At 37.3% G+C, this 23,966-nt stretch carries 17 protein-coding genes; 9 read left to right on the top strand and 8 right to left on the bottom strand.

Annotated elements, in window-relative coordinates; translation table 11 throughout:
• Nucleotides 1-388: 388 nt before the first annotated feature.
• From BM107_RS00815 to BM107_RS00805, 3 genes are all read right to left on the bottom strand, one after another.
• Nucleotides 389-1,528: an SIR2 family protein gene (locus BM107_RS00815; protein WP_090979272.1), complete on the bottom strand. Its 1,140-nt coding sequence runs from the start codon at nucleotides 1,526-1,528 to the stop codon at nucleotides 389-391.
• Between the two features lie 82 nt (nucleotides 1,529-1,610).
• The gene (locus tag BM107_RS00810; RefSeq protein WP_090979270.1) at nucleotides 1,611-2,663 is read right to left on the bottom strand and encodes a GNAT family N-acetyltransferase; all 1,053 of its coding nucleotides are present in this window, start codon (nucleotides 2,661-2,663) and stop codon (nucleotides 1,611-1,613) included.
• A 22-nt stretch (nucleotides 2,664-2,685) separates the two neighbouring features.
• Nucleotides 2,686-5,235, bottom strand: a complete 2,550-nt coding sequence (locus tag BM107_RS00805) for a KAP family P-loop NTPase fold protein (protein ID WP_090979268.1) — start codon at nucleotides 5,233-5,235, stop codon at nucleotides 2,686-2,688.
• 337 nt (nucleotides 5,236-5,572) lie between these two features.
• Here BM107_RS00805 and BM107_RS00800 point away from each other — a divergent pair, with 337 nt between their 5' ends.
• Both BM107_RS00800 and BM107_RS00795 read left to right on the top strand, forming a co-directional pair.
• Nucleotides 5,573-7,780 carry an AAA family ATPase gene (locus BM107_RS00800; RefSeq protein WP_090979266.1) on the top strand — a complete coding sequence of 736 codons (2,208 nt, stop codon included), beginning with the start codon at nucleotides 5,573-5,575 and terminating at the stop codon, nucleotides 7,778-7,780.
• A complete protein-coding gene (locus BM107_RS00795) occupies nucleotides 7,773-9,014 on the top strand; it encodes a hypothetical protein (RefSeq protein WP_090979264.1) in 1,242 nt (413 codons plus the stop codon). Before BM107_RS00800 ends, BM107_RS00795 begins: the two co-directional genes overlap by 8 nt.
• A 65-nt stretch (nucleotides 9,015-9,079) precedes the next feature.
• On the opposite strand, the gene BM107_RS00790 is transcribed toward BM107_RS00795, so the two are convergent.
• The 5 genes from BM107_RS00790 to BM107_RS00770 all read right to left on the bottom strand — a co-directional run bounded on the left by BM107_RS00790 (nucleotide 9,080) and on the right by BM107_RS00770 (nucleotide 14,438).
• The gene (locus BM107_RS00790; RefSeq protein WP_090979262.1) at nucleotides 9,080-9,823 is read right to left on the bottom strand and encodes a hypothetical protein; all 744 of its coding nucleotides are present in this window, start codon (nucleotides 9,821-9,823) and stop codon (nucleotides 9,080-9,082) included.
• Between the two features lie 301 nt (nucleotides 9,824-10,124).
• On the bottom strand, nucleotides 10,125-10,391 hold the full coding sequence (locus tag BM107_RS00785; RefSeq protein WP_139222252.1) for a ComEC/Rec2 family competence protein: 267 nt from the start codon (nucleotides 10,389-10,391) through the stop codon (nucleotides 10,125-10,127).
• A 386-nt stretch (nucleotides 10,392-10,777) separates the two neighbouring features.
• Nucleotides 10,778-11,311 (bottom strand): hypothetical protein, encoded by a 534-nt coding sequence (locus tag BM107_RS00780; protein WP_090979258.1) that lies wholly within the window; start codon nucleotides 11,309-11,311, stop codon nucleotides 10,778-10,780.
• Nucleotides 11,308-12,171 (bottom strand): hypothetical protein, encoded by an 864-nt coding sequence (locus BM107_RS00775; protein ID WP_090979256.1) that lies wholly within the window; start codon nucleotides 12,169-12,171, stop codon nucleotides 11,308-11,310. Before BM107_RS00775 ends, BM107_RS00780 begins: the two co-directional genes overlap by 4 nt.
• Nucleotides 12,159-14,438 (bottom strand): Piwi domain-containing protein, encoded by a 2,280-nt coding sequence (locus BM107_RS00770; protein WP_090979254.1) that lies wholly within the window; start codon nucleotides 14,436-14,438, stop codon nucleotides 12,159-12,161. Before BM107_RS00770 ends, BM107_RS00775 begins: the two co-directional genes overlap by 13 nt.
• A gap of 459 nt (nucleotides 14,439-14,897) precedes the next feature.
• On the opposite strand from BM107_RS00770, the gene BM107_RS00765 reads away from it, so the two are divergent.
• The 7 genes from BM107_RS00765 (at nucleotide 14,898) to BM107_RS00725 (ending at nucleotide 23,835) form a co-directional block, all read left to right on the top strand.
• Nucleotides 14,898-15,908 carry a hypothetical protein gene (locus tag BM107_RS00765; RefSeq protein WP_090979252.1) on the top strand — a complete coding sequence of 337 codons (1,011 nt, stop codon included), beginning with the start codon at nucleotides 14,898-14,900 and terminating at the stop codon, nucleotides 15,906-15,908.
• A gap of 88 nt (nucleotides 15,909-15,996) precedes the next feature.
• Nucleotides 15,997-16,326: a helix-turn-helix domain-containing protein gene (locus BM107_RS00760; RefSeq protein ID WP_090979249.1), complete on the top strand. Its 330-nt coding sequence runs from the start codon at nucleotides 15,997-15,999 to the stop codon at nucleotides 16,324-16,326.
• Between the two features lie 396 nt (nucleotides 16,327-16,722).
• Nucleotides 16,723-16,983, top strand: a complete 261-nt coding sequence (locus tag BM107_RS00755; RefSeq protein WP_090979947.1) for a helix-turn-helix domain-containing protein — start codon at nucleotides 16,723-16,725, stop codon at nucleotides 16,981-16,983.
• A 330-nt stretch (nucleotides 16,984-17,313) separates the two neighbouring features.
• Entirely contained in the window at nucleotides 17,314-17,862 is a 549-nt protein-coding gene (locus BM107_RS00745; RefSeq protein ID WP_090979242.1) for a BfmA/BtgA family mobilization protein, read from the top strand.
• 3 nt (nucleotides 17,863-17,865) lie between these two features.
• On the top strand, nucleotides 17,866-18,843 hold the full coding sequence (locus BM107_RS00740) for a DUF5712 family protein (protein ID WP_090979239.1): 978 nt from the start codon (nucleotides 17,866-17,868) through the stop codon (nucleotides 18,841-18,843).
• An 872-nt stretch (nucleotides 18,844-19,715) separates the two neighbouring features.
• Entirely contained in the window at nucleotides 19,716-22,772 is a 3,057-nt protein-coding gene (locus tag BM107_RS00730) for a DEAD/DEAH box helicase (protein WP_090979233.1), read from the top strand.
• A 103-nt stretch (nucleotides 22,773-22,875) separates the two neighbouring features.
• Nucleotides 22,876-23,835, top strand: a complete 960-nt coding sequence (locus BM107_RS00725) for an AlbA family DNA-binding domain-containing protein (protein WP_090979230.1) — start codon at nucleotides 22,876-22,878, stop codon at nucleotides 23,833-23,835.
• The last annotated feature ends 131 nt before the right edge of the window (nucleotides 23,836-23,966 follow it).

The raw sequence follows: 23,966 nt of genomic DNA, 5'->3' as shown, positions 1-23,966 counted from the left end.
AAATAATGAGAACAACATTCTTGTTTTACAAAACAGCAGACAACAATTGGTATATTGACATTCCCGATTGGTACATAAGTTTTAGTCGATAGGTTGATTATACTTACTTGACACTTCAAACGCTGATCTAAATAGATCTTCGTTCGTATATTTCTTGCCAAGTTTCTCATCACTATATGGAAAAACCATAACCTATTGCCCCCTCTTCACCTAAAATAAATTTTTGATTACTTCTTGATAACCAGTTTGTTTCGGACTCTTCTAAAATTGGCAGAATGGAGCCAATCAAATTGGTTTATCCATTATATACAGTTTCCAAAGAAAATAAGGGGATTTTTATTTAACCTTAACTCTCGCAATCAGTCAGCAAAACTAGGTAGGCTCGTTTTTAATGGATCAGGAGCTCAAGTGGAACCTCGTCTGGCAATAAGTTATGAATGTTTTGATGTTCGAATGGAAACTTTGCACCTGGATTAATATTGATAACTTGACTGAAATTTTTTAAGGATTTTTCTATCACACTGTTAATATGATCGTCTTGATATGAATAACCAATAATTATTAACTTTTCACTTTTGATGAGTTCCTGGCTAAACCGTTCATATAATTCCCTGTACATATTATTACTATTGATGATATCCATCTTTGAGGCTCCGGTTATAAATTGCGGAACAATTTGAGGAGTGAAATTTTGCACCACTTTTCCAGAATCATCTACATCGGTCGCATAGTGTTTGTCACGGTAGTCTAGTGTTTTAAAATAATCATAACCTTTATAACGGTTTGTCTCTCTGATGTAATTGTACTTATAAAGGTCAATTGAACCATGCAGTTTCAGAACATTTATGGGGCCATAAAACGAGTTACTGAAAACAGGTAGCTTTTGATTCCGAGATCCTAACAAAATCTTTCCGTTTGTTGAGAAGCCATCGCAATATGAAATTTTTTCATGGTCAAATATTCTTTCCAAAAGCAGGTCATGATTGAGGGTAAAGATGTTCAATTGGTGATGCTTCGCTTTAAAAAAATTAATATAGGTTGAATATCGTTTTGAAATTTCATCATAACTTAGCCTCACCCACAACAAATCTTCGATTAAATGATAAATGCAAGAAAATATCTCATAATCCGGTAACTCTGAGAACTCAGCCTTGGAAATGGGATATTTTTTTTTGAACGCTAACTCCGCATCTTTCAAGTATTGCTCGAATTTCTCAGTTTCTGTATAGCGCTTATCGATAACAAACTGATAAAATTTTTCATAATTAATAACTTCCTCGCCACTTGATTTCTGAAATTCTTTAATTAGATAAGAAATAAAATAACCAATCTCGAGACCAAGATGCTGGATACGTCCGTTTTGCATATCAGCGTGATTTGCCCAATCGACCCACTTCCACTCACCAGAACCAAAGAATAATATTTGGTCCTCAAGTGGATCCCGCAAGAATTTTTCCGATATCCCTGAAACCAAAGGGAGGCCGGCATTATACGAGAATCCCGCGCCAAGAATCATGCTGGTTGCCATATGTTAACTAAAGTATTTAGAAGCAAATTATTAATTCTCCCTGCTTGGATCATATAATCAATCATATTTACCGACTAATTTATTATGGTAGATAACTCTCTAGTCTCGAATTTCTGAAGCGAATAAACTCCGGCCAATGATATAAATATAATGGAAAACCTCTTAAAAAATCTTCCGCAAGGTCCCAGGCCTGCGCTTCGCGCAAATACTTTTCTCTGCTAAAAGGCTTTTTCTCTAGTTCACTTGGTAAAGGTTGAAGTAGATGGCCATATTCGTGAGCAATAGAAAAAATCAATGTCAGCGGGTTTTCCCTTCGTTTAGTCCCAATCTCCATATGCCTTTCATTAAATTCAGTTTTTAAACAACAGCTTTCAATGTCAGGACAGGTTTCAATGCGGGGGATCTTTTCAAATATCCGCTCGAATAGTTCAATTAAAATTTCACGTTGGTTAAATAGCTCCGGAACTTGACTAATCATTTGACGGGCCATGTTGTATGGCTTTTGTCTCTCCAAGGAATGAGAAGAAATAAAGTCAGCTATTTCCTTGGGACCCTCTTTTAAAGAAAGTTCATATATACCTGAGGGGTACAATAGGTTATCTGAATCCTTTAAGTGGACCGCACCAATTTTTGTCATGAGGTTTTTTGAACCAATATTTTCCTGATGTACGTCAAAATATAACGCGGTAATACCTGCTGATTTCGCATAGTCTTTTAATAATTCGATCGCCATAAATGCTAAACCCTTTGTCCTGAAATCCCGATGTGTTACAAAATCAACAGCAAATGGTGCCTTTAATAATTCGCGTTCCTCCCTCTTCTTGCCTTGAACAGGACTTTCATTTAGCATCTCGAACAGCGCGTCAGTATCGATTTCCGGATCTTGTGTCTTGATAATATCTAGATTAGCCTTGATTGAAATATACCCAACTAACACTCTATCTGTGTTAAATATACCCCAGTACTGCTGCTTCCGTAAATTTTGATTCAAGCCAACTAATTGAGATATGATCTCATCTTTTTCGCCGTTAAAGGATGAAAAGTATCGTTTCACCTCTTCATCATCAACCAAATTATAGAGCTCTTCGGCATGTTCGGTGGTTAAATGTAAAAGGTATATGGTGTCGTTTTTCATTTTTAATTTCTAGTATTTCTTATTATCTCCAACGATCTGGTGTTATATATTTGAAATCCCATTTGATTCCGTTTGGCCGTGCAGGTATGCTCTTATTGTAAAAGGAAATAAATTCGCCGAAATATGTTGATGTCTTATCAATATTAAGAGCACTATTAAACCATTCTTCAAACTCACCGATTGAATCAAATATTCCTTCCCACCTTGCCTTGTCTATATAGTAATATTCTGATTCCGGACTGGTCTGCATGATGAATTTACCAAGGTCCTTAGCATAAGTATGGGTTTTATAAAATTCACGCATCATCGCTTGCGCCTCAGGGGGTGTTTGAAGTCTAAAGCTTTCCTCATCTTTAACTTTACAGCTATGGTAAACATTCCAAAATTCTGAACTCAGTTCATCAAATTCCAAGGTATACCGCTTAAGATTCTCTAGACTAATTTTTGAGAGTTCTGGATTAGAAATTGGAAATTTTTCATGTTGAGAAAGTATGTAGTTTATCATCAAGTTCTCAAAGGCCCGGCTCCCTTCATCTTGAATGAAATTACTTTTCAAAAATGTTATGTACTCGTCCATGGAGCCATAAAGACTGAGTTGTTCTTCAATGTTTTTCATCGGGTACAACATAACACCCAATAAATAGCCTTTATCATAGCCATGTATTCCATCGCGTTTCGAATACCAGCGGCCAATTTCAAAGAGGATCTTTATGTGGTTCTCAAACTCAGCCAGCGTTTCAAATATTTCAATTTTATTCAGCCTGTCCATAACTGCGCTAAATTTATTCTCATTTGTCCACTGTATTACCTCTTCTAGATATTTCTCGTATGGATTTCTTCTGGAATTCTCAAAATCAACGGATGGTATCTCTCCATCTAAGAGTTCAAAGGCAAAATATTTATAAAAATTAGCGGCTTTTGCAAAAACTTTATACCGCTCGTTTTTAAGTGTACCTGTCTCTCGGTCCGGATCGAGTAGTTCAAATATTAATCGCCTAATTAGCAGCTGTTGCGATTCTGATAATCCCAGCCTGGGTAATTCTGAAAAAAATATTGGTTCTTTCTGTTCCTCGGTTAAATTATTATCCCTCAGTCCATCATCGCCAAACCTCATAAAGCGTCTCATATCCAGTTGATTGTCATCAACATTTCGCTCGTGTTCTTTTCGAAGCCGATGATACACTTCTTTTCCACGATCAAAGGGAACAAAATACAACTGGTAATTATCAAAAAGTAATTTGAATACTTTAGGAAATTTTGTTTTGAGAAGTTGTAACAGGTAAAAATCATAGAAAAAAACATCATGAATGATATCCTTAATCTCAAAGGACAAAGCATTTACCAATCGTATAGCGCCGCGATGCGTTTCAATGATTTCACTTGTGAAATTTACCCCATTATATCCTCTGGACTCCAAAGCAATCTCCACCTGATTTTCAAATCCCTCAGGTAACTGAGATCTTAACAAAGTTTTAAGGTAATGACGAATAACTTCAGCTCTATATAAGGGAAGTGCAAACTCAAACTGAAATATTTTTTCTAGAAAAGCTTGATGATTGGACTCATTGAATGATTTTATGCCCTCAAGTACATAGTCCTTATCATATGCCACCACATATACTACCTTGTTAAAATTCCCCGTATTGCGGATTATCCTAAGCACCTCGGCAATTTCTTTTTTATCGAGTCTATCCAGATCATCTATAAAAATGATGATTTGCTTGCTAATGGCGACGAGGGATTTATTAATAGAATCATAAATTTCATTCTTGTTGCTCCGCTCAAAAAGATCCGCTACATACTGTATAATCTTGGTTAAAATGTTGTCATCAATCTTTGTCAATGTCCTCGCATAAGCATAAACACTATTAGAAAGATTTTGGTCATAAGGTTTTAGCTCAGCTATAAGCAAGGAGAAAAAATCTTCAATAATTTTTTCGGAGGAAGAACTTCGCCATGGGTTAAATTTGATAATAATCCGGTTTTCTTTATCTATAGCTGCTTCGATTAGGTTATTAAAGGAGGTTTTCCCAGATCCCCACTCTCCAGTAATGCCAATTGCAAGCGAGCCAGCGTCGTCTAGGTTTGGCAAAGACTGGATTTTATTAGCGATACGAACTGCAAACTTTTGGCGGTTGAGTAAATCCTGTTCACTTCCCAATATTGGCAAATCAATGAGAAAGGGTTCATCTAGATAAACTGGCTCATCACTTTTACTATATATCTCATTGGTTTTAAGCACCACTGCCTCTAAACAAATAAGGATGACTACGTCTGTGTATTTAATATTTCCGAAATAAGAAAAGGGCATAAACTCGTAGCAGTCTGTGAACCAACGGATGATAACATATGCGATTAACACGAAGAGAAATAATAAACTCCAGTCCGCACTTAATGCTTTTTTCGCCCGGAACTGACCATAGGATACCACTAAGGAAATAATAGCGAGCATACTGAACATAATACTGTTTAAAGTATTACTTTCAATATCTCCAAATAATGGCAATACTATAAAACCATCAAATTTAGTCTTAATGGATTTCGGAATATTATGAACAGAATCGGTAAACATATGACGAAAAGTAATTGTGGCTTGCCAAGCAGATAGAGAAACTTTTTCATTTAAAAAACATATTAACCGCTCCTTAAAAAAAAGTCACTTCATAATCCTTTAGTATCCTGTGGGATAGTCGGGAATGAGGAATGGCCAAAAGATCTTGGAGCGTTTTGATTTTTGCCATGGCTAAGTTATTAAAGAAAACTAAATTTTGATTGTAATTTTCTTAGAAAATCAGTACGAATGTAGAATAGGCAAAACTACCAATAAGGCTGAGAGGCAAAAGTTAACCGGTAACTAAAAATTATGCCACATACAATAAATTATTAGATTTACACAAATTAATTAACGCATGACTGATTTTAAGTTACTAGCTATTCGTCCTTTGAAGGGATGTCACCGAAGGTTTGCCAAAAACTTAACATTGGGGCGAATCTACTCCATTTACAATGGATATACATATTATAACAGTTCTAATGAGAAAATAAGGGATATTTCTGATGAACAGGTGTCCTCCATTAGAAAAGTTTCTAATTTTCCCACAAAAATCTATAATAAGAATTCAGCAGATGGCAAACCCCTTGAAATAAGCGTTTCGGCAATAGCGGGCAAAAATGGAGCAGGAAAAAGTACGCTTGTTGAATTGCTATTCTCATGTATTTACTTGCACTGCGTGAATCTCGACATCCTGCAGCCTAGTATCAATGGTTTAAATAAGCTCAGCCTAGAACTTGAAAATGAGAAAGCTGGCTTCATTGAACGAGAAAAGGCAATTGCTGCGTATAAAAGAAGTATTAGAAAATCAATTGCCGATAGTGATAAAATAGATGTAGCCTTTGTCGATGGAATTAAAGGTAAATTTGAAGCACTTTCCCGCGATGAGCAGGATTTGAAAGATAGGAAACAGTTTGTAAATGAGGAACTAAAGCGAAATAGTGTCCGAGAAAAGGAGATTAATAGTTTTGTTAAAGACCTTAAGGCTGAAATATACTTTGAACTTAACGGCCGATATTATCGATTGAAGCTTAATCCGGAGTCTCTAATGGCTAAGGATACGAAACCGGACGCAATTAGTTATGTCAAGAATGGAGATAAGACCAATCAAAAGACATTAACTACAACCATTGATGAAAAAAATCTCTCCCAGCATTTTTTTTATACCATCGCAGTAAACTATTCTCATTATGCGCTTAATGCATTTCACATTGGCGAATGGATAAACTCGCTTTTTCATAAAAATGACGGCTACACTGCGCCAATTGTAATCAATCCCATGCGTACAGATGGGAACTTCAACATCAATTCAGAGATGAACTTCGCACGATATAGGTTATTATCAAATAAACTGCAAGAATGGAAGCGATCAGATGTTGGGGAAAAGGTTTTTGTCAGTGACAACCGTTTTATTAGTCGAGTAATTTTCAAGGTTAATAGGGATAAGGTAGCCACCATTACAATAAATTTAAGGATAAGAAATGGAATTATACGAGGCAACATAAGAGAGGTAAATATGTTCACCACCTTTATAGCCCAATACTTGGATACAGCAGAGGAAGCAGCGTTACTCACTAAGGATTTCGCGTTAAAAGAAATCATCATAAATTATATCGTCAAAAAACTAGACACAATTCCAAAACGTTATCCCTGGTTTGGGATGGGTTACCAATTTGGAGAGAACACTCCATTTGTTCTAAACGAGAAATTTTTTCAGGACATCTTTGAAGACGGCAGTCATATTACCTATAAGTTAAAACAGGCCGTGCACTTCCTGAAATATTGCCTGAACACAAATGAGGAACGGATGTTCAATGTTAAAAAACCTCAGCTCCAGGGTGAGTATGGAATAACTTTCCGCTACAGTCTAAATGAGGTATTTGATTGGTCGAATGCTACTTCTGGATTAACGATAATGACCACTCTACCGCCATCAATATTTGACATTGATTTTGAATTATCCAATGAAAAAAATGTCTTATCTAACTTTACGGCTCTTAGCTCAGGCGAACAACAGTTAATTCATACCGTTCAATCAGTGATTTATCACATCAACAATCTGCAGTCTGCCCATCTGGGAAAAGGTAAACGTACAAAATACAGCGCTATTAATGTTATCTACGATGAGATTGAACTGTATTTCCATCCAGAATACCAGCGGCGCTTTGTCAACCGTCTATTGACCGAATTTACCCGCTTCTACCAGAATGGCAGAACTAATATCACCGCAATCAATGTACTTTTATTAACACATTCACCGTTTATATTATCGGATATACCACGTGAAAATATTCTGTTGCTTGAACCCGCAAGCGGAACTGGACGCACTATTTCAAAAGTCCCATCTTCACAGACTTTCGCGGCAAATATAAATGATTTACTAGCGGACGGCTTTTTTCTCACAGGAACGTTGATGGGCGAATTCGCGGAAAATGAAATTAAAGAAGCCATAGAGCGGGTTAGAAATAGAACAGCTACCGAAGATGATGGCCGTTTACTGGAAAATGTTGGTGATGCTTTTTTAAGATACAGCCTTGAAAACTTTAAAAACCGTCAGCATGATTAAAATTCAGATAGCAGACCGGGAGGGTTTTCGTCAACAATACCTCGCTATGATCCATCCATCGGTAATCATTCGTTTGAAATACCTTCGAACATCATTAGCACATCTATTGGATCCCGATTCAATCCAGTTGGATGAGATTGTACCGGTTAAATCTTTTACTAAGGCTATTGTTGATTCCTCAGTCAAACCTGCTCGAGCAGCAGGAGCGTTCAATAAAAATAAATATATCGAAACCCTCAAACTCTATCAAGAAGGAGCAACGGAAATTATACACGTTGATTTTGTTAAACTAACCAACTTGATAGACCACTTATTGATAGAGGAAAGTGAAAGTTTAAGAAATTTACTTATAGGCGAACCCCTAGATATCAAAGGAATACACGATCAATTATTTGAAACTTTTGAAATCGCGACAAAACATGAAAAAGATGTTATGTATTTAGCTTTTTCTTATGAAGATTTGGGAACTGAAGTTCGTACTTATTTTTACGATCAGGCCATCTCATTATACTGTGCTTATTGCAACATTAGCAAAGCGAATCATAGAAAAAACCCTAAATCTGGCAGGATTATAGATCAATACCAACTGGATCATTTTTTTAGTCAGACAGATCATCCAATGTTGGCTTTGTCATTATTCAACTTGGTACCAAGCGATTATGTATGTAACGTCCCTAACAAAGGTAAGATACTTTTTTCAGATGAATTTCACCTGAACCCATATGTTTCAGGATTCAAAAGGGATATGGTATTTAAGCCCCTTTTCGACGAGTTGGGCGTGCACTTGGAAGCAATTGACCTAAAAATTATGGTAGATAGGGATTCTCACAAATGGAAACAGTTTATCGGAGATGCGGATGAACGGGACCTGGCACCTGATCATGGTAATATAAACGTATTTCAACTTTATGGTAAGTACAACGACCGTGACTTGTTGTGGGAGGTTAACCATTTATACAACACCTATGTTAGCGCAGCTAAAAATGCTCGCTCCATCCAGGATATTTTAGATATCATTGAGGAAGGACAAAATGATAGATATTTGAATATAAAAATCTGGTACGAGCAAACCTCAAGGAAACATTTTCATGAGAAAGATTTTGGTAGGCTACCGCATTCCAAACTTTATCGTGACCTCCTAGACCATGCATTTGGAGTTTATGCGGAATCTTTGGGAGAAGAGGTTACAGGAATATTAGAGGAAAGCTATCAAACAGAACGCGGAGGCGAGTAAATAAACTGGTTATAAATGATTGTAAATATTTGAAACAATTTTAATACGCTAGAATAGAGTGACTTTTAATCGTTATTAGGTTTGATGATATGCGGCCATTGGGCAGCTATTTCCCTACAACTAGTTTCTGCTAATTCCGTGACTGCCGAAGCGCGCTCTGCATTGTAAATATTTCCCGAAAAAACATCAATAAAAAGACAATGCTTAGGTTCAAGTTTAAGCTGTTTTACATTAGCAAAAAAACTCCGAAGTACCAGAAGCGATAACGGCGCTTCATGGTCCTTTAATTTTGTTTTGGTGAAGTTAAATTTGAGCAGACCAATCTGATTTCTGGTACTATCAAACAAGTGAAGGTCCGACATTGCACCAATCCTAACTTCCTTAATGTAAATGTTATCCCTATTATGGCCTAGGTTACTACTGAAAATATATTTTTGCAAAATAGGCATTATTGACTTCTGCATCGCCACCATCCTTTCCAAGCCTTCTCCCGAGCAATTACGGTTTTTGTAATCCTTGGTTTTAGGCTCAAATGGCAAGGCCTCTTTTTTAAGCCTTGCGGCCTGCCTTTGAAATTCAGTAAAATAAAGCTCAAAGCCATCATTAAAGTTGGCAGAGAACGCATTTACAATAATCTTTCGAGCCTCTTCGTAGTAGGTCGGAATAAAACTTCCAGGATACTTGCCTTTAGTTAGAATCGTAATTTTACCCCTCACCGTAGAATCAGGGTACCGTGCAAATTGCTTTAGGGATAATTTAGGATCTTCAACGACCTTCTGCTTTTTTACTTCAACCTCTGTTAAAACCATGTCTTTATATTTTTAATCTTGATTATCAGATAATAAACCTTCGTATTCAAGACCTAAAAATAAATAATACTAAAAAAATTAGTGTTATCGACTTATCAACATCCATAGCAGGTGTAAACATTTATTTGTAGTTATTTCATCGAAATCTAAAGTTATAATGCCGTCAGATGTATTTTGGTTGAAATAATGCAGTTATCTGATTGTTAATAAGTTGCGCAATAAACTTAATTTTTGACTGATTTTAACTACAGCCGTCCGCTGTCTGACTGCCAGTGCCGACCATGTATTTGTTAAGCAGTTGCTAAACAATACGATTGTGATACTTAGCTGCTCCATTTTCTGTCAGCTCCAAATAAACACTGCAATCCTGCGTTTTATGAACCTCAATTCCTTTATCCTGAAAACAGCCCAGGATGTATTGATCTGGTCTACGTCCTTTTCCATTGGATTCCACTTCGCCCTTAGCTGAAGCAACGGCAACCTTGGGATTGGTGAGTTCTATCAAAGCTTTAGAAAAATTATATTGCGCTGCATGACGAGGAATGGTACCAAATTGAATTACCATCAACAAAAACACTGATGAAGAATTCGGGATTAAATCCTGCTTTAAGTATTCCTAAATTATATTTACTCCAAGAGTAAATGTGCTTTCCTTTTGAGGGCTAAATAACTTTAGTCGTTCATAGTTGTGTTATATAAATCGAAATATTTCGGGAACATTTTCATGATCACAATTTTTTTCGTAGCCCGTTTTTGGCGATTAAAGCTGTTTCCACAACTGTCGTTACAGAAGGTCCGACCGCTTGTACCATGAAGCAATTTTTCTTAGTAAGTGCAGGTTTTGGCTTCTCCTGAAGATTGTAGCTCATAGATAAGATTTTGATATACTGGTGCCTGAAATTTTCGGGCGGCCCTAACGGGCATTAAGCGTTTAACAAGAAAAGGATTATGCGGCTAATCTTTTGATAACACCTGTTTTACAATGTTTAAATACCGACTACGTTTTAAATCTCCAGATGCGTCTGCAAGTATTGCTCGATAAGCTTTGTCTACAATATCATGGGTAGAATCTAAATAATCAGCGGTATTAATAGCTCCGTGTTCGTCAATGTACCAGTGCTCGTTGATCAATTCCTCTAAGGTGGTGACGGATTTTTTTGACAGAAAAACTCTGGCGACACTCATCTGTTCTCGAATTGCACCTAGTGCTTCTGCGGCCTTTTCGCCTTTTTTCTTGTAATATGTACTCTGTGGATATGTTTCATCATACACCGAGCCGGGTTGTTGAAAATAGTCCTTTCTATCGCTCAACGAATCTCTCCAGTTTCCAAGATTTTTTAATATTTCAAAATAGTATTTTTCTCGCTCAGACCATTTCCCTTGAGCCGCAAGAATGATGCGCACCAGAAATATAGTGCTGAGGATTAGTAATACTGAAATCCCGTAGTGGTTAGCTAGCGCTATTCCTTTTTCTAATAGTTCGATCATGGTTTGGCAGCATTAGAATAGCCCAGTAGTTTTTGAATTATCTTTTCAAAAGCAGGTTTGATACCCGTGATAAAATTGGAAATGGTTAGTCCGATTAATCCGATGATTCCGATTGCGTCTGAAAAACTCTGTTTGATTTGTGGGAAAAGATTTAATGTTTTATAAATTCCGTAAATCAAAAATAAGAGTAATAGATTATAAAGTATTACTGCAATGATATTGGTTCGTTTGATAAATTTTGTTTCAAACTTTAATAGTGCATCATAGTGAGCAGTATCTACCATTTCTCTGGATAGAATAATTGAATTGTAAGCATTGATAAAACATAGTGCAATAAAATCATTTCCCTGTTCAAAAATTGCTGATTCCTTAGTTATTTCCCTGTAAGCCTCATCTTGTAACGGCTTTGAAACAGCGGTTTTCTTAGTCAGGTTTAAAAATGATATAATCACCGCGGCAATATTACTTTTGCTGTAGTAGTTTTCTTTGATAATGTTTTCAAATGTTATGGTTGTATTATTCCTTGTTCTAATATCAATAATTTTTTCAATCCAGCTTTTGTCATAGCTGAATTTGATAACACCAACAATAATCGCAAAGATCAAATAATCATTGTGGACAAAAGGAGAAATTGAATCTCTGGTAGGTGTACGTCTACTGATTGCCTGATAATGGATATCAAATCTATTTGCTGAATCTGTTGAGATTGCTTCAATGATACCATAATATATTTTGTCTATTTCGTTTAGATCTTCCGGATAGTGAACTAGTTGTTGAGACAACAGATTACTAAACGCAGTTAAAACACTATTTCCAGCTATGGATTGTCGATAGAGTGAGCGATTTTCTAAAGGAACCATTTTTTGCGTTTTAGACTGTAATTCAAATGATCAGCATCCCATCCGCTAACATTTCTCATTTTACTTAATAGCTTAGATATCAGGTTAGAATAAAGCATTGTTGCTGGCTGTTCTCCTGGTAGGAAATTTCGCCATGAAAGGTAGGTGAACGAAAATATCTGTTGAACGATGTAGGCCAAATCATAGTAAAGTAGGTCGTCTAACTCATTATTGTTATAGTTGCCTTGCGGTGTTCTAATCTTGATTTGAACCGGTGTACTCATTCCTTGTCTTGCTGTTTTAAGTTCTTTTGGACCAAACATTTGAACCACACAGGTTTCAGAATCTAAAAAGACGTTGCTAGCTCTATTTGGAATATACGCCCCTTTACCCGAAAGGCCCGGTTGGCTTGGCTCGAATAACAGATGTGGGTGGGATTTGCTTATCGTAACGAAGGCAAATTTTATCTTGTACTTGGTGTTGTTTTTAATGAACTGACTAATGACATCAAATTCAGTATTCTTTATAGGCTTAAATATATGGAAGATTAAGCGAACGGTGTCGCCTTCAGCCCAACCTTGCTCTTTTTCCAAACGGTTAAACGAGTAGCTAAGGCTTGACAATAGTTCATCAAAATATTTTTCGAACGGAACGTCTTTTACTTTGTCGCCCAAAAGATATTGGCCATCACTGGAAAGAAAAGTCGTGATTCCAACTACTTTGGATTGTTCTGCACCTTTGAACTGGTTTTTTCTCATCCAGCTATGGCCAATACCGATGATGATTTCCCGATCAACTGATTTTTGAGAGGGTAACACCCATGGCGTACCACCCAATTTTGCATAGATCTGTAAGGCAATTGAGTTTAAGATATATTCGTTATAAGTTTTTACGTTATGTGTAAGTACATACTGCACCGGGATTTCCAGTGAGAGCAGTTTAGCTTTCAATTTGTAATAAGGATTGTCGCTATCGGGAAGACGTTTAAACTCTATCGGAATTTCAATGATGGCTAAATCGGGTTTAGCTTCATCCCACTCTCTGATAATTCTTAAGTATTCTTCAAGATCGAAAGTACTTAATTGATTGATATTGTAATTTAGTTCTGTAAGCTCATATTTTTTAAGCAGGCCTTTCTTAAAAAAGTTGGAAGTACTAATCCCATCCTTGAGGCTGGCTAAAAAATCAGTAAAATATCCCCTGTTTTCTCTATGGCAGATACATAAAACTGTTGGTGACTTGGTATCAAAACTAATGCTGTCGTACGGACCAAAGTTGGTTAACCCCATATCGGGACTAGTGCTGTTTGTTTTTGTACCCGCCGGATCAAAAATAAACGTCGGAGTTTTTAAAGCAAAAGTGTTGCTGATCGTTATGGGCACTTCTTGTACCGTAAAACAGAAACCATCACTATTCTCAAATACAACCTTTGCACCATCTAACTTACCTGTAAACAAATGTTTGGCGGTGCTGTTAATTTCTGCATACAAATTTTTTGTATTGTATATCTCACTTCGTTTACTTTCGATTGCATTCAGGACACGTAAAGATGCTTCGGGGCTGGTGGCAAAATCTAGGTAGTTGGCGATGTTAAATTTTGTTTTTCTAATAAACAGTTCATTTAGCGGAAAAAGTACCTCACCTTCATTGGTTTTAATTTTTGCTGACTCGCCATCGATTTCAGCGAGCGTTCCAATAAACTCTTCACTAGGGGCAAGGATGTTACCCATCCCTGGCATGATTTCACAATGCAATACTTCTATACCTGTCAAGTCATACCCTTCGGCTAATAAGTCTGCACAGCTTTTGTTGAAAATCCAGTTCCTTTTTATGTTGATGACGAAACCGAATTGTTTTTGCCCGTTTATAGTGGCAAGTCTCAGCTGAACTTCGATGAGTTTTTTGTATGCAATTTTCCCTTGCAGATTCTCCGGGAGTAGGTCGTGGATTAAATCATCAGTGTTTTTGCTAGAGAAAAACCTGAATGGATAAAAGTCAACTGGCGTAAAGGATACGAACCGCTGTTTAAAAGTCCTGAAAAAAATGTGCTTAATTAATGAGGACGTAATTGTATGATCGGTAAAAACATCTCTTGTTACATTTTCTCCTATGTCTACAGTGCTGTCGTCTCCTGAGTTGGAGATATAAATATCTTCCCCGTTGCGGAAAAATGAATGCGTTCGATTATGGTTTCTTCTAAGTTCTTGTAACGCTTCGTCAGAATAGGTAGTTTTTGAAATCTGAAATTTTTCAAAATCAAAGGATATTGGGAAAAAATTGAGTTGCATCGTTAATTTATTATTTGGTTAAACCCAAAAGTACTTGATTTTAGATCTTTCCCCAAAAAAGTTTATGCACAAGAAACTAATATAATATTCTATTAGACTCAGGAGCTATTTTACTGTGTAGTTCAATAAAGTGGGTTCTTCTTCATTTTTGGTGAAGGGTCAACACAGACTTTTATAAATGATTTCAGTAGTAAAAGTAAATATTCGTAGCTAGGGATATAACTTTAGCGAATTTATCTTTTAGTTTTTTTTTACCAAAAGTGATGAAGAACCAAGTTTCTCCGACATATACAACATTGCAACTTAAAATTCAGACTTACATGGCGGTTGTTCTACTAATAAAAGAACTAACCTGATTCGTTTGTTATAAATATCGCTTAATTTCTTATAATATTAAGTTTACATAATGGTCTAAATTATCAATATATTTAGAAATTAGCACTAAAATACGATCAATTTATGCGCAATCTAGCCATTTTTTTAACCCGTCTACAGACTTTCAACCTTCGCATCATCACCAAGTCCGAATTAAAAAGCCCGATAAAAGAAGAGGGGGAGAAACAAGCTTATAGCATTGCACACGAAACACATTATTATGATTCGTTCACTTATCAGAGTGAAATCAGGGTATTAAAAGATATGGCCTTAATTGATCTGCTTTCCCTTAATGACATCAGCTTAAAGAGAGAATTTGAACAGCTCAAAAAATTAAAGGATAGGTTTAAATTGATATGGGCAAATTTCCATGAGCATTATAATGAGTTTAAAGATGAATATCCCCGAAATTTCATATTTTCGATCCAACTCCAATATTTGTTCATCGTTAATAACCTGCAATCCGACTACAAGGATATTTATATAGGTGACGAGTTTGTAGAAAGTCTGCACGATACTTTAAAGATCAGGGATAAGTTCCTAAACGAGTTGGTTAGCGAAGTTGATGAAATTCTTAACCCCCGTGAAACTTTCGAGGAATGGATAGCCAAGCAGAAAAGCCCCAAACAAGTCGAAGATGCTACGCCAGAGTTACCTCCAAAAATCCCATATAATCCTGATGCGGGTCGACCAAAATTCAATCATCAATATATAGATGATTTCTTGCAACTGATAAGGACTTATTTTTCAGAAGAACATTTCAGCCAGCTTGACGCTCTAATAAAAGCGGACGAACAACCTGCAAGCCAGTTGATCTTCAACGGAAACAGTAATAAACTGGCCGATGCTTTTAAGCAGCTGTATGAAGCTAACCTGATTGTGGGATGCAATAAAGCAGAACTTGAAAAATGGATTCTAAAACACTTCTTATATAGCAATGGAGATAAAGTAAACGAATATTCGGAGGGCTGGCTAAGTGCAATTATATCTTCCGATACCAAGGTCTGCAAATCACCAATTTTAGAGGTAAGGATGAAAGACAAAGTTCCTTTTCTGGTTCCAACGGTCCGAAACAAAAAAAACAGCAAATATTAGTAGGAAACGGTAAGGATGAGGTTTAACGTGTTGTAACCTTACAAAACAAGCTGCTAACATTGCGGTATCAAAACAAAAGATACCGCTTATGAAGTACACATTTGAAGAACTACCGCAGGCCATTAGTACACTGCACGAAAAGGTAGATTGTATTAAAGACCTGTTGCTGGAAAACAGGTCGCAAAATCCCCAGCGTCCGCGAGACGATTTATTGACCATCAGGCAGGCTGCCGAATTTCTCAGCCTATCCGTACCCACACTTTACACCAAAGTGAGCCGGAAGGAAATACCCGTGAACAAGCGCGGCAAAAGACTTTATTTCTCCATGGTGGAACTATCAGAATGGGTAAGATCGGGAAGGAAGCAAACCGCAGAAGAAATCAATTCCCTAACGAACGGTATCATTCCACCAACATAACTACATATCCCTATAGCCGAGCAGACGTGTATCCATATAACAACATAGATATATCCACATAACAACGGTTTATGTGTAACAAAAATCACTGGCACAGCATGATAATTCGGGACAGCCTATGTGGCGCTTTCAAGGTGCGGTGATTAGCGGTAGATAGGGGGTTCAGGCAGTCAGTTCCCTTTCCGGGGGCTGAGCAAGCGGAAGTTGGGCAGTGGCCCTACTTGCTTGCCCTGAGCTATAGCTACAGGGGTTTCAAGTATCCTCCGGGGATACTTGTTGGCCTTTCAGGCCGATAAAAAACAGTAAACGGTATACTTTGAGGTATACCGAATATTTGAATGTAAAAATATATGTATATGTGCATTGATGCATATATCAAAACGAAAGGAGCTAATTATGAAGATGGACATCATTACAATGGATGATCTGCAGCAGTTCAAGACAGAAATGCTGAATGAAATGAAAAATATTCTTAAAAATAATATTGGTACTTCAAGTAAATCGTGGTTGAGGAGTGCTGAGGTAAGGAAAATGCTAAATATTTCACCCGGAACATTACAAAACTTGCGTATCAATGGCAATTTGCCATTTCGTAAGGTTGGAGGAACAATGTTTTACAGTAGGGAAAAAATTGAAAAGATGATGGAGGGGAAATGAAATGAATAAAGATGAAAATTTGTACTCTAAAGCATTACGTAGATACTTTGCCCATGCGTCACAGCAGCCACATTTTTTTCCAACGCATTTAAGCATGTTAATTGCATTGGTTCAATGTTGTAATCATCATTATGTAACACTCCCATTTAATGTAAGCAGAAAAACGCTTATGCGATTTTCAAGGATAAAATCTGTTTCTACATACCACAAAAATATCAGGGAGTTGAAGGAAAATGGCTTTATTAAATATAAGCCCTCATGGCATCCAAAGCTGGGAAGTGAAGTGAAGCTTAATATAGAATTGGAGAAGAACTTTTAAGGATATAGGTAATGGAAGATATCAATGTTAAGTCTGTGCGATATCCAAAAGCAACTGATGAAAAACTGGAAAAAATCTCGTTGAAACTGGGACGACCGAAAAAATTGGTAGTTATACAGATGGTGAATTATTTTTATGGTACAAAAAAAGACCCGATCGATTTCAATGACGAGTTACTTAAGAAAGAGCTGGTAAACGGAGTAAGCAGGATAATATCATTTTTCAAAAAGCAGGAAAAGGATTTTCTGTTACCCATGTTTACCAACAGTAACGGACTCACTATTATAGCTAAAGAGCATACAGAATATTTCAAAACAATCTGGCAGCATCTACAGAAAGAGGAAAAGAAAAGTGACGGAATTTCTAACCGTATGGGGCAACTGGAAAAAGAAATTTCCAGAACTCACCAGTATCACAATGAAAAAAGTAAACTAAAGTCCAGTTTTAGAGAGATACTCAATTATTATATCAATCAGAGGGAATCTTTGGGATGGCCGGTATCAGCTGCCAAAAAGGAGGAATTGCAAAGCCATGTCAGAAGATCCCTTGAAAATATTTAGCCTATGTACATCAACATCACAGCATCTGAGACGGGAAATAACAAAGGTAGTAGCGGAGTTTTGGTCAATTATCTGGAAAAGGAGAATAACTCAAAAACTGGAAAAAACTTAGAACAACATTATGAAAACTGGTTTAATGGTGTTAGAAACAGCGTTAAAAGACAGGAAGTCCGTGTAAAAATCGATAATAATATTGCAAAGCTTTGCCGTGATGACAGTAAGTTTTTCCTGATTAATATCAGTCCAAGCCAAAAGGAGCTGGAACATCTTTTTAGACAATATGGAGAGAGTGGCGCAAAGGAGAAACTCAAGGAATTGGCGGTAAAAATTATGGACGAATACGCGAAGAATTTCAAAAGGCCAGGTATTATTACCAACAAAGATCTTTTATGGTTTGGCAAGGTTGAAAACTACCGTTACTACAAGCACACAGATAAAGAAGTAAAAAACGGAACAAAGCAAAAGGGTGATCGAAAAGAAGGACGACAAATGCACGTTCAAGTGATTGTGAGTCGGAAAGATTTAAGCAATAAAGTTAAACTTAGTCCTCAAAATACCTCAAAAGGCAAGAATGAACAACATTCTGCAAAACTAGGGCAATTTAACCGCAGTGCATTTAAACAGTCTGGTGAGGAGGTCTTTGATGATTTATTCAAATTTGAGAGAGGGCTGAGGGATAAGTTTATATATGCAAATGTTATGGAGAACGGAACCCCAGAACAGAAAACCCAGATGCAGATGATCTCCGAACTCTCGACTGACATTTCAAGAGATATCAGTATAGATAGTTTGACGAAAGGAATTTCAGATGGACTTTTCGCTAGTGTTGCAGACATGATGAATACTGCAAAAGATTCGGGTATTCGACTATTGGAAATCCTGATGGAACCTGTCTATGAATCCCCGCAGACAGATTCTGTCGAGGAAGCTGAGCAACGGAGGCGTAAAAAGCTGCAACAATCACAGGGACGAAGCAGGTAGGATTGGCAAAGCGTTAAAAAAGATAAGAAATAGTTCAGAATTACACTGGGTTAATGCATTTGGACACATTGATAAAGACGATTGTACCGCCGGTCAGATCGCGTTGCCACAAAAGGTATAGTAACCACAGATTGTTATTCGGTAGAATCACTCTACTACTATCCTCATATTATAAATGAAGTTGCTAAAAAGCTTGCCACCGCTACTGGCGAAATTCGGATGACCTCATTGCCGGCGCCTTCGCAAAAATAAAAGATGGTTTTAAGAACCAAAAAGAGCGGCTTCGTGCGAGACTGACAGAAAAACATCTTAAGGAAACCATCACCTTGATCGAACCAAACCAACAAACTCCAAACAGGTGCGCCCTAAAGTTTCAACATAAATATTAGCGGGATTTTACGCCAAGAGCAGCAAGTTTTTAATCATATGCTCGCAAATGGGGACGTTACCGTAATAATTGCGAGTCAACCAATAAGGGAAAGCGCTGTTATCAATCGTATCCATAAGGGTTAAGAATAAACAAGATCTGGTATCGAAGTATCGTCAGGAAACTTATAATAGATGACCCAAATATTAAAGCTATCATTCGAACCTTGCTCCATCGGCTGACTCAATTGATTATAGCTTAAATAAAATTTGGGTTCCAAAGATTCAAATAAGCGGGTATTTTGAATTTTTGGGATACTTTTCATAAAGAAAAATCATCTTTAACTTAACCAGCACAGTTGAGCATGGAGCCATGTTTGCATAAAAATGGTGTATTAATTTGTAAGTAATGCTCACATAAAAAATCGTCGGCTAGTATTTAACTTAGCCAAAACTGATTAATCTAAATATTTTTGGTATTTTGTGACTAAATTATCGCAAATCTCATGAGTATATTTATAAAGGGATATTCCAAAATTAGCCTCTTTGGCTCCGGGGAGCACGGTCAAGGATTATACGAAAATCAAATCGCGGCCGTTGGCGCCACACTTGCCCACTTCAGCACCAGAAAAGAACCTGCACTGGTGACCATGCCAACAGGCACTGGAAAGACCGCAGTAATGATCATTTTAAGTTATGCACTGAAGGCTCAGAAAGTTTTGGTCGTAACCCCAAGCCAGCTTGTTCGTGAACAGATTGCAAAGCAATTCAGAAGTCCCGAGATGTTAATTGCAAATGGAATACTAGACAGCGAATTCCTTCCAAAAGTTTACGAGGTAAAAACAGAGATTTCAGAATACCAGCAATGGACATCCATTCTCAATGACAATGATGTCATTGTTGGGATACCTTCAACCCTTAATAAAGTCCCCAAGTCTGCTCCCGATGGAAATTTATTGGGGTTTGATGTCGTTTTCGTTGATGAAGCACACCATAGTCGCGCAGAATCCTGGAAGTATCTTTTGGACAGTTATCCGAACGCAAAACAGATTTTACTAACTGCAACACCATTTCGACGAGATAAAAAAGACATAAAGGCAAGGTTAATTTACAGCTATCCCTTAAAGCAGGCCTATGAAAATGGATTATTCAGCAGGATTAATTTCGTTCCCATCCAGACAAAAGCCCTGCTTACGGATGAAGCCAAAAATATCGCTATTGCAAAAAAAACAGAAGAAGTTTTTAAAGCTCGCCAAAGTTTAGAACATAAAATTATTGTTCGTACCGATACCAAGAGTGCAGCAAACGAACTTAAAAAAATCTATGCACAACACACCGGGCTCAAATTGGATATGATCCACAGTAAACTTTCTGACCTCTATATTGCCCGTCGCATTAAGGAGCTAAGGGAAGGCAAAGTTGATGGGATAATATGCGTTGATATGATGGGTGAAGGTTATGATTTTCCGGCCCTTAAGATTGCAGCCGTTCATGTTCCACATAAATCGCTCGCCATTACCTTGCAATTTGTTGGACGAATATCCCGAACTAATATCGTAAATGGAAACATTGCTACGGTCATCGCCGGAGAACATGAATTCGCAATCGAATCTTATCAGTTGTTTAAGCATGACACCAAAGACTGGTCCATTGTGCTTCCCGATCTACATCGAGCCAAAATTCAGAAAACAGAACAAGAGCAGGATTTTTTTGACTCTTTTGAAAATCTCACCGAACCTGCTCCACTTTTCGATTTCGACAGTGAGACCCAGATCGAAGTTGAAAATGATGATTTGAGGCCATCCTTTCATGCTAAGGCCTATCAGATTATTCCCCCTCCCCAGCAAGCACTTCTCGATCCAGATGAGCAAGACGGACTGATTGATATTTCCATAGAAGTTGATTTTTCAGGTACAAGCCTATTTAGCAATCCGGTAATCCGACACCACAACGTCAGCGCAGATTTTGATGTGGCCGTCTTCATCGTCTCTGAACTTAAGAAGCCGGACTGGTATCAGAAGCAGGACATGCTCGTCGATGTTCAAAATGAATTGGTTGTGGTTTATTACAATAAGGATAACCGCATATTATTCATCTGCTCATCTGTAAAAGAAAATGAGATATATGAGCATATTGCCGAACAATTTTTAACCCTTGACACGATTCATGATATGATTCCCTTACCACTATTGAAAAGGGTAATGGCCGGATGGAAAGAGGCAAAGATGTATAATGTTGGTATGAAAAGCCGGAAAACTAAAGGTAGCAGTGAGTCTTATAAAAACATTTTAGGTTCGCAGGCCGAGAAAAGTGTGTTATCCACAGATAAATACAGCTATACCAGAGGTCACTCATTTGGTGGTGGTTATGAACCCTTGCTTGGAAAGCAGGTTCTTGCGGGAATCAGTACTAGCTCAAAAGTCTGGACCTTGGGAGATGGCAAAATTAAATATGTAGTTGAATGGCTTAAGTTTATCAGCCGAAAAGTGGGCGACCCTGATATGGATAAACTCCCTGCCCCACTATCTGACCTGGATAGCGGCCGGGTGGTGAAACGTTTTTCCGATGAGCCCGTATTCATGTTAGACTGGGATCCAAGTTTCTATCACAAACTGACAGCCGTCTATTTTTTAAACGAAGTTGGTGAACCTGCAGAAAAAGCATTGATTTGTTCCTGCGACATCACTCTAATTGAGCAGACCTTTAACGCTGTAACATTATCGGTTTCAAAAGGCAATGTGTCGGCGATGATTACTTACACACTCGACCCAAAGATAGAATTCAACTACGCGCAGCAGACTACGCATACGCTCGCCATCGCAAAAGGAGAACGATTTACTGATTCGGAGGTTTTTTTGAAAATGATGAGAACAACACCTATTCACCTTTACTATGAAAATTTAGATAAACAGATTGGAAAAATTCATTTTGATTTTTTAGGTGAGCTGGATACAATCAGCTCTGATAAAATCGTTGCTCATAGCTGGCCTGCAAATGTTAATGTACAGAAGGAATTTTATAGCGCAGAAGATTTTGCCAATAATGCAACTGACAACAACTCCATTATGTCTATCCATGAGTATATTATTGAAATCGCAAAGAATGAATATGATGTTGTGTTTTATGATCACGGTTCGCTTGAAATTGCAGATGTCGTTGGTTTTAAAAAAGGTAAAATCCAATTTTTCCACTGTAAAAGCCAGAGTGGTGCCACTCCAAGTTGTAATGTAACTGATATTTATGAAGTATCCGGCCAGGCAATGAAATCAGTAAATTGGGCGCACCGTAAGCTATTGCTGAAACAAATCTATGATCGGGCGGATCAGAATAACAGTCATCATAAGTTAAAAAAGGGAAGTTTAGAACAGATCAAAATAATATTGGAAGAATTTGAAAACCCAATTATTCCTGTAGAAATTACTATCGTGCAGCCTGGGCTAAAAACTCAAAATTTATCCACAACCCAGCAAAATGCATTTGAACGGATTAGGCGGTTGCTGTCTGGTACGGAAGCTTATTTACAAGATGTAAGTTCCTGCAGTTTGTCCATAATGGCATCCTAAAGCCTTTTACAAAATTGAACTTACAAACTATTTGCTAAGTTAAGTATGATGATAAATATCTAAATCTTTAATGGAGAGTTGTATATAATTAATAATTTAAATCATGCAAAATAGATCAGACATTCTTCATCAGGCATTATCCTATATTAGTCAATCCATCTCTGGCCTTGAGATTGAAAATGCTAAAGTCGATTTTAAATCTGTTTGGTACGACTTAAGTACTCCGAAAGGGATAAACGAATTTTTGAAGGACTCTACCGCAATCGCTAATTCCTTTGGTCCCGACGGGATGATTATCATCGGTTATGATGAGAAGAAACGTGAGCTCAGTAACACAAAGTTTTCGGATTGCGGATTGAAAGATTCATCCCAGCTTCCCAGTCTTGTAGCCAAGCGTGTAGACAGGATGTTCCAGTTTGACTTTTACGAAGGGGAGATTATGGGATTCAATCTGGGAATCATCCACCTACCTCCATCATTCGACAAACCTCATGTCTTAAGAAATTATCAGACATTTGAAAAGTTGACGAACACTATTAAGAGCAATGAAGATCATAAAATTTTTGTGCGTCGTGGTTCAAGTACATACCCTGCGAGTAAAGCAGATCTTGAGCTTATGTTTTATGACCGGAAAAATATCAAACCAGACTACGAAATACTATCAACCATCCCGATAACCTCCTTGATGTTAACGCTAACTGGGGTTATGGATGGCACATGGTTTCTAGATACAAAACTAAATGTAATATTGGAAAATATTGGTCGTAGACCTGTCTCGATAAGTTCGATATCAATGACCATGAGTCTGTTTGATGATCCTTCTGTGCATGAAAAAATGGAATTCATCACTGTTAAAGATTATCTCGCTAATCCGGTAATTCTTCAGTCAGGAGAGATGCTGAACGCTAGGTTCGCCCTGACCACAGAAAGGCTTACAGATAAAAAGTTCCTGGAGTATTTTTCTGACGACTATTATAAAAATAAAAAGCATATGAAAGTATTAGAGTACAGCATTATGCTGACTAGCGGCACTTCACTTAGTTTAAAGCCCGTAATAGTCTGAGGAATTTCTCTAGCATTCGCGTGTAGTTGTGATAAGGCAAATAACTACTGAATATGTAAAAAATCAATATTAGACTAAACTAAGATTAGTTTGTTCAAGCGCCAGCCCAATCAATTGTTTAATTTAATTTA

Source organism: Pedobacter suwonensis, assembly GCF_900111825.1.
In the GTDB taxonomy this organism is placed as follows: Bacteria; Bacteroidota; Bacteroidia; order Sphingobacteriales; family Sphingobacteriaceae; genus Pedobacter; species Pedobacter suwonensis.
This window is presented reverse-complemented; position numbering and strand designations above follow the sequence as displayed.

Excerpts from the sequence above, each read along its gene's own strand:
- BM107_RS00815 (WP_090979272.1), bottom strand. The coding sequence starts at position 1,528 with ATGGCAACCAGCATGATTCTTGGCGCGGGATTCTCGTATAATGCCGGC.
- BM107_RS00810 (WP_090979270.1), bottom strand. The coding sequence starts at position 2,663 with ATGAAAAACGACACCATATACCTTTTACATTTAACCACCGAACATGCC.
- BM107_RS00805 (WP_090979268.1), bottom strand. The coding sequence starts at position 5,235 with ATGTTTACCGATTCTGTTCATAATATTCCGAAATCCATTAAGACTAAA.
- BM107_RS00800 (WP_090979266.1), top strand. The coding sequence starts at position 5,573 with ATGACTGATTTTAAGTTACTAGCTATTCGTCCTTTGAAGGGATGTCAC.
- BM107_RS00795 (WP_090979264.1), top strand. The coding sequence starts at position 7,773 with ATGATTAAAATTCAGATAGCAGACCGGGAGGGTTTTCGTCAACAATAC.
- BM107_RS00790 (WP_090979262.1), bottom strand. The coding sequence starts at position 9,823 with ATGGTTTTAACAGAGGTTGAAGTAAAAAAGCAGAAGGTCGTTGAAGAT.
- BM107_RS00780 (WP_090979258.1), bottom strand. The coding sequence starts at position 11,311 with ATGATCGAACTATTAGAAAAAGGAATAGCGCTAGCTAACCACTACGGG.
- BM107_RS00775 (WP_090979256.1), bottom strand. The coding sequence starts at position 12,171 with ATGGTTCCTTTAGAAAATCGCTCACTCTATCGACAATCCATAGCTGGA.
- BM107_RS00770 (WP_090979254.1), bottom strand. The coding sequence starts at position 14,438 with ATGCAACTCAATTTTTTCCCAATATCCTTTGATTTTGAAAAATTTCAG.
- BM107_RS00765 (WP_090979252.1), top strand. The coding sequence starts at position 14,898 with ATGCGCAATCTAGCCATTTTTTTAACCCGTCTACAGACTTTCAACCTT.
- BM107_RS00760 (WP_090979249.1), top strand. The coding sequence starts at position 15,997 with ATGAAGTACACATTTGAAGAACTACCGCAGGCCATTAGTACACTGCAC.
- BM107_RS00755 (WP_090979947.1), top strand. The coding sequence starts at position 16,723 with ATGAAGATGGACATCATTACAATGGATGATCTGCAGCAGTTCAAGACA.
- BM107_RS00745 (WP_090979242.1), top strand. The coding sequence starts at position 17,314 with ATGGAAGATATCAATGTTAAGTCTGTGCGATATCCAAAAGCAACTGAT.
- BM107_RS00740 (WP_090979239.1), top strand. The coding sequence starts at position 17,866 with ATGTACATCAACATCACAGCATCTGAGACGGGAAATAACAAAGGTAGT.
- BM107_RS00730 (WP_090979233.1), top strand. The coding sequence starts at position 19,716 with ATGAGTATATTTATAAAGGGATATTCCAAAATTAGCCTCTTTGGCTCC.
- BM107_RS00725 (WP_090979230.1), top strand. The coding sequence starts at position 22,876 with ATGCAAAATAGATCAGACATTCTTCATCAGGCATTATCCTATATTAGT.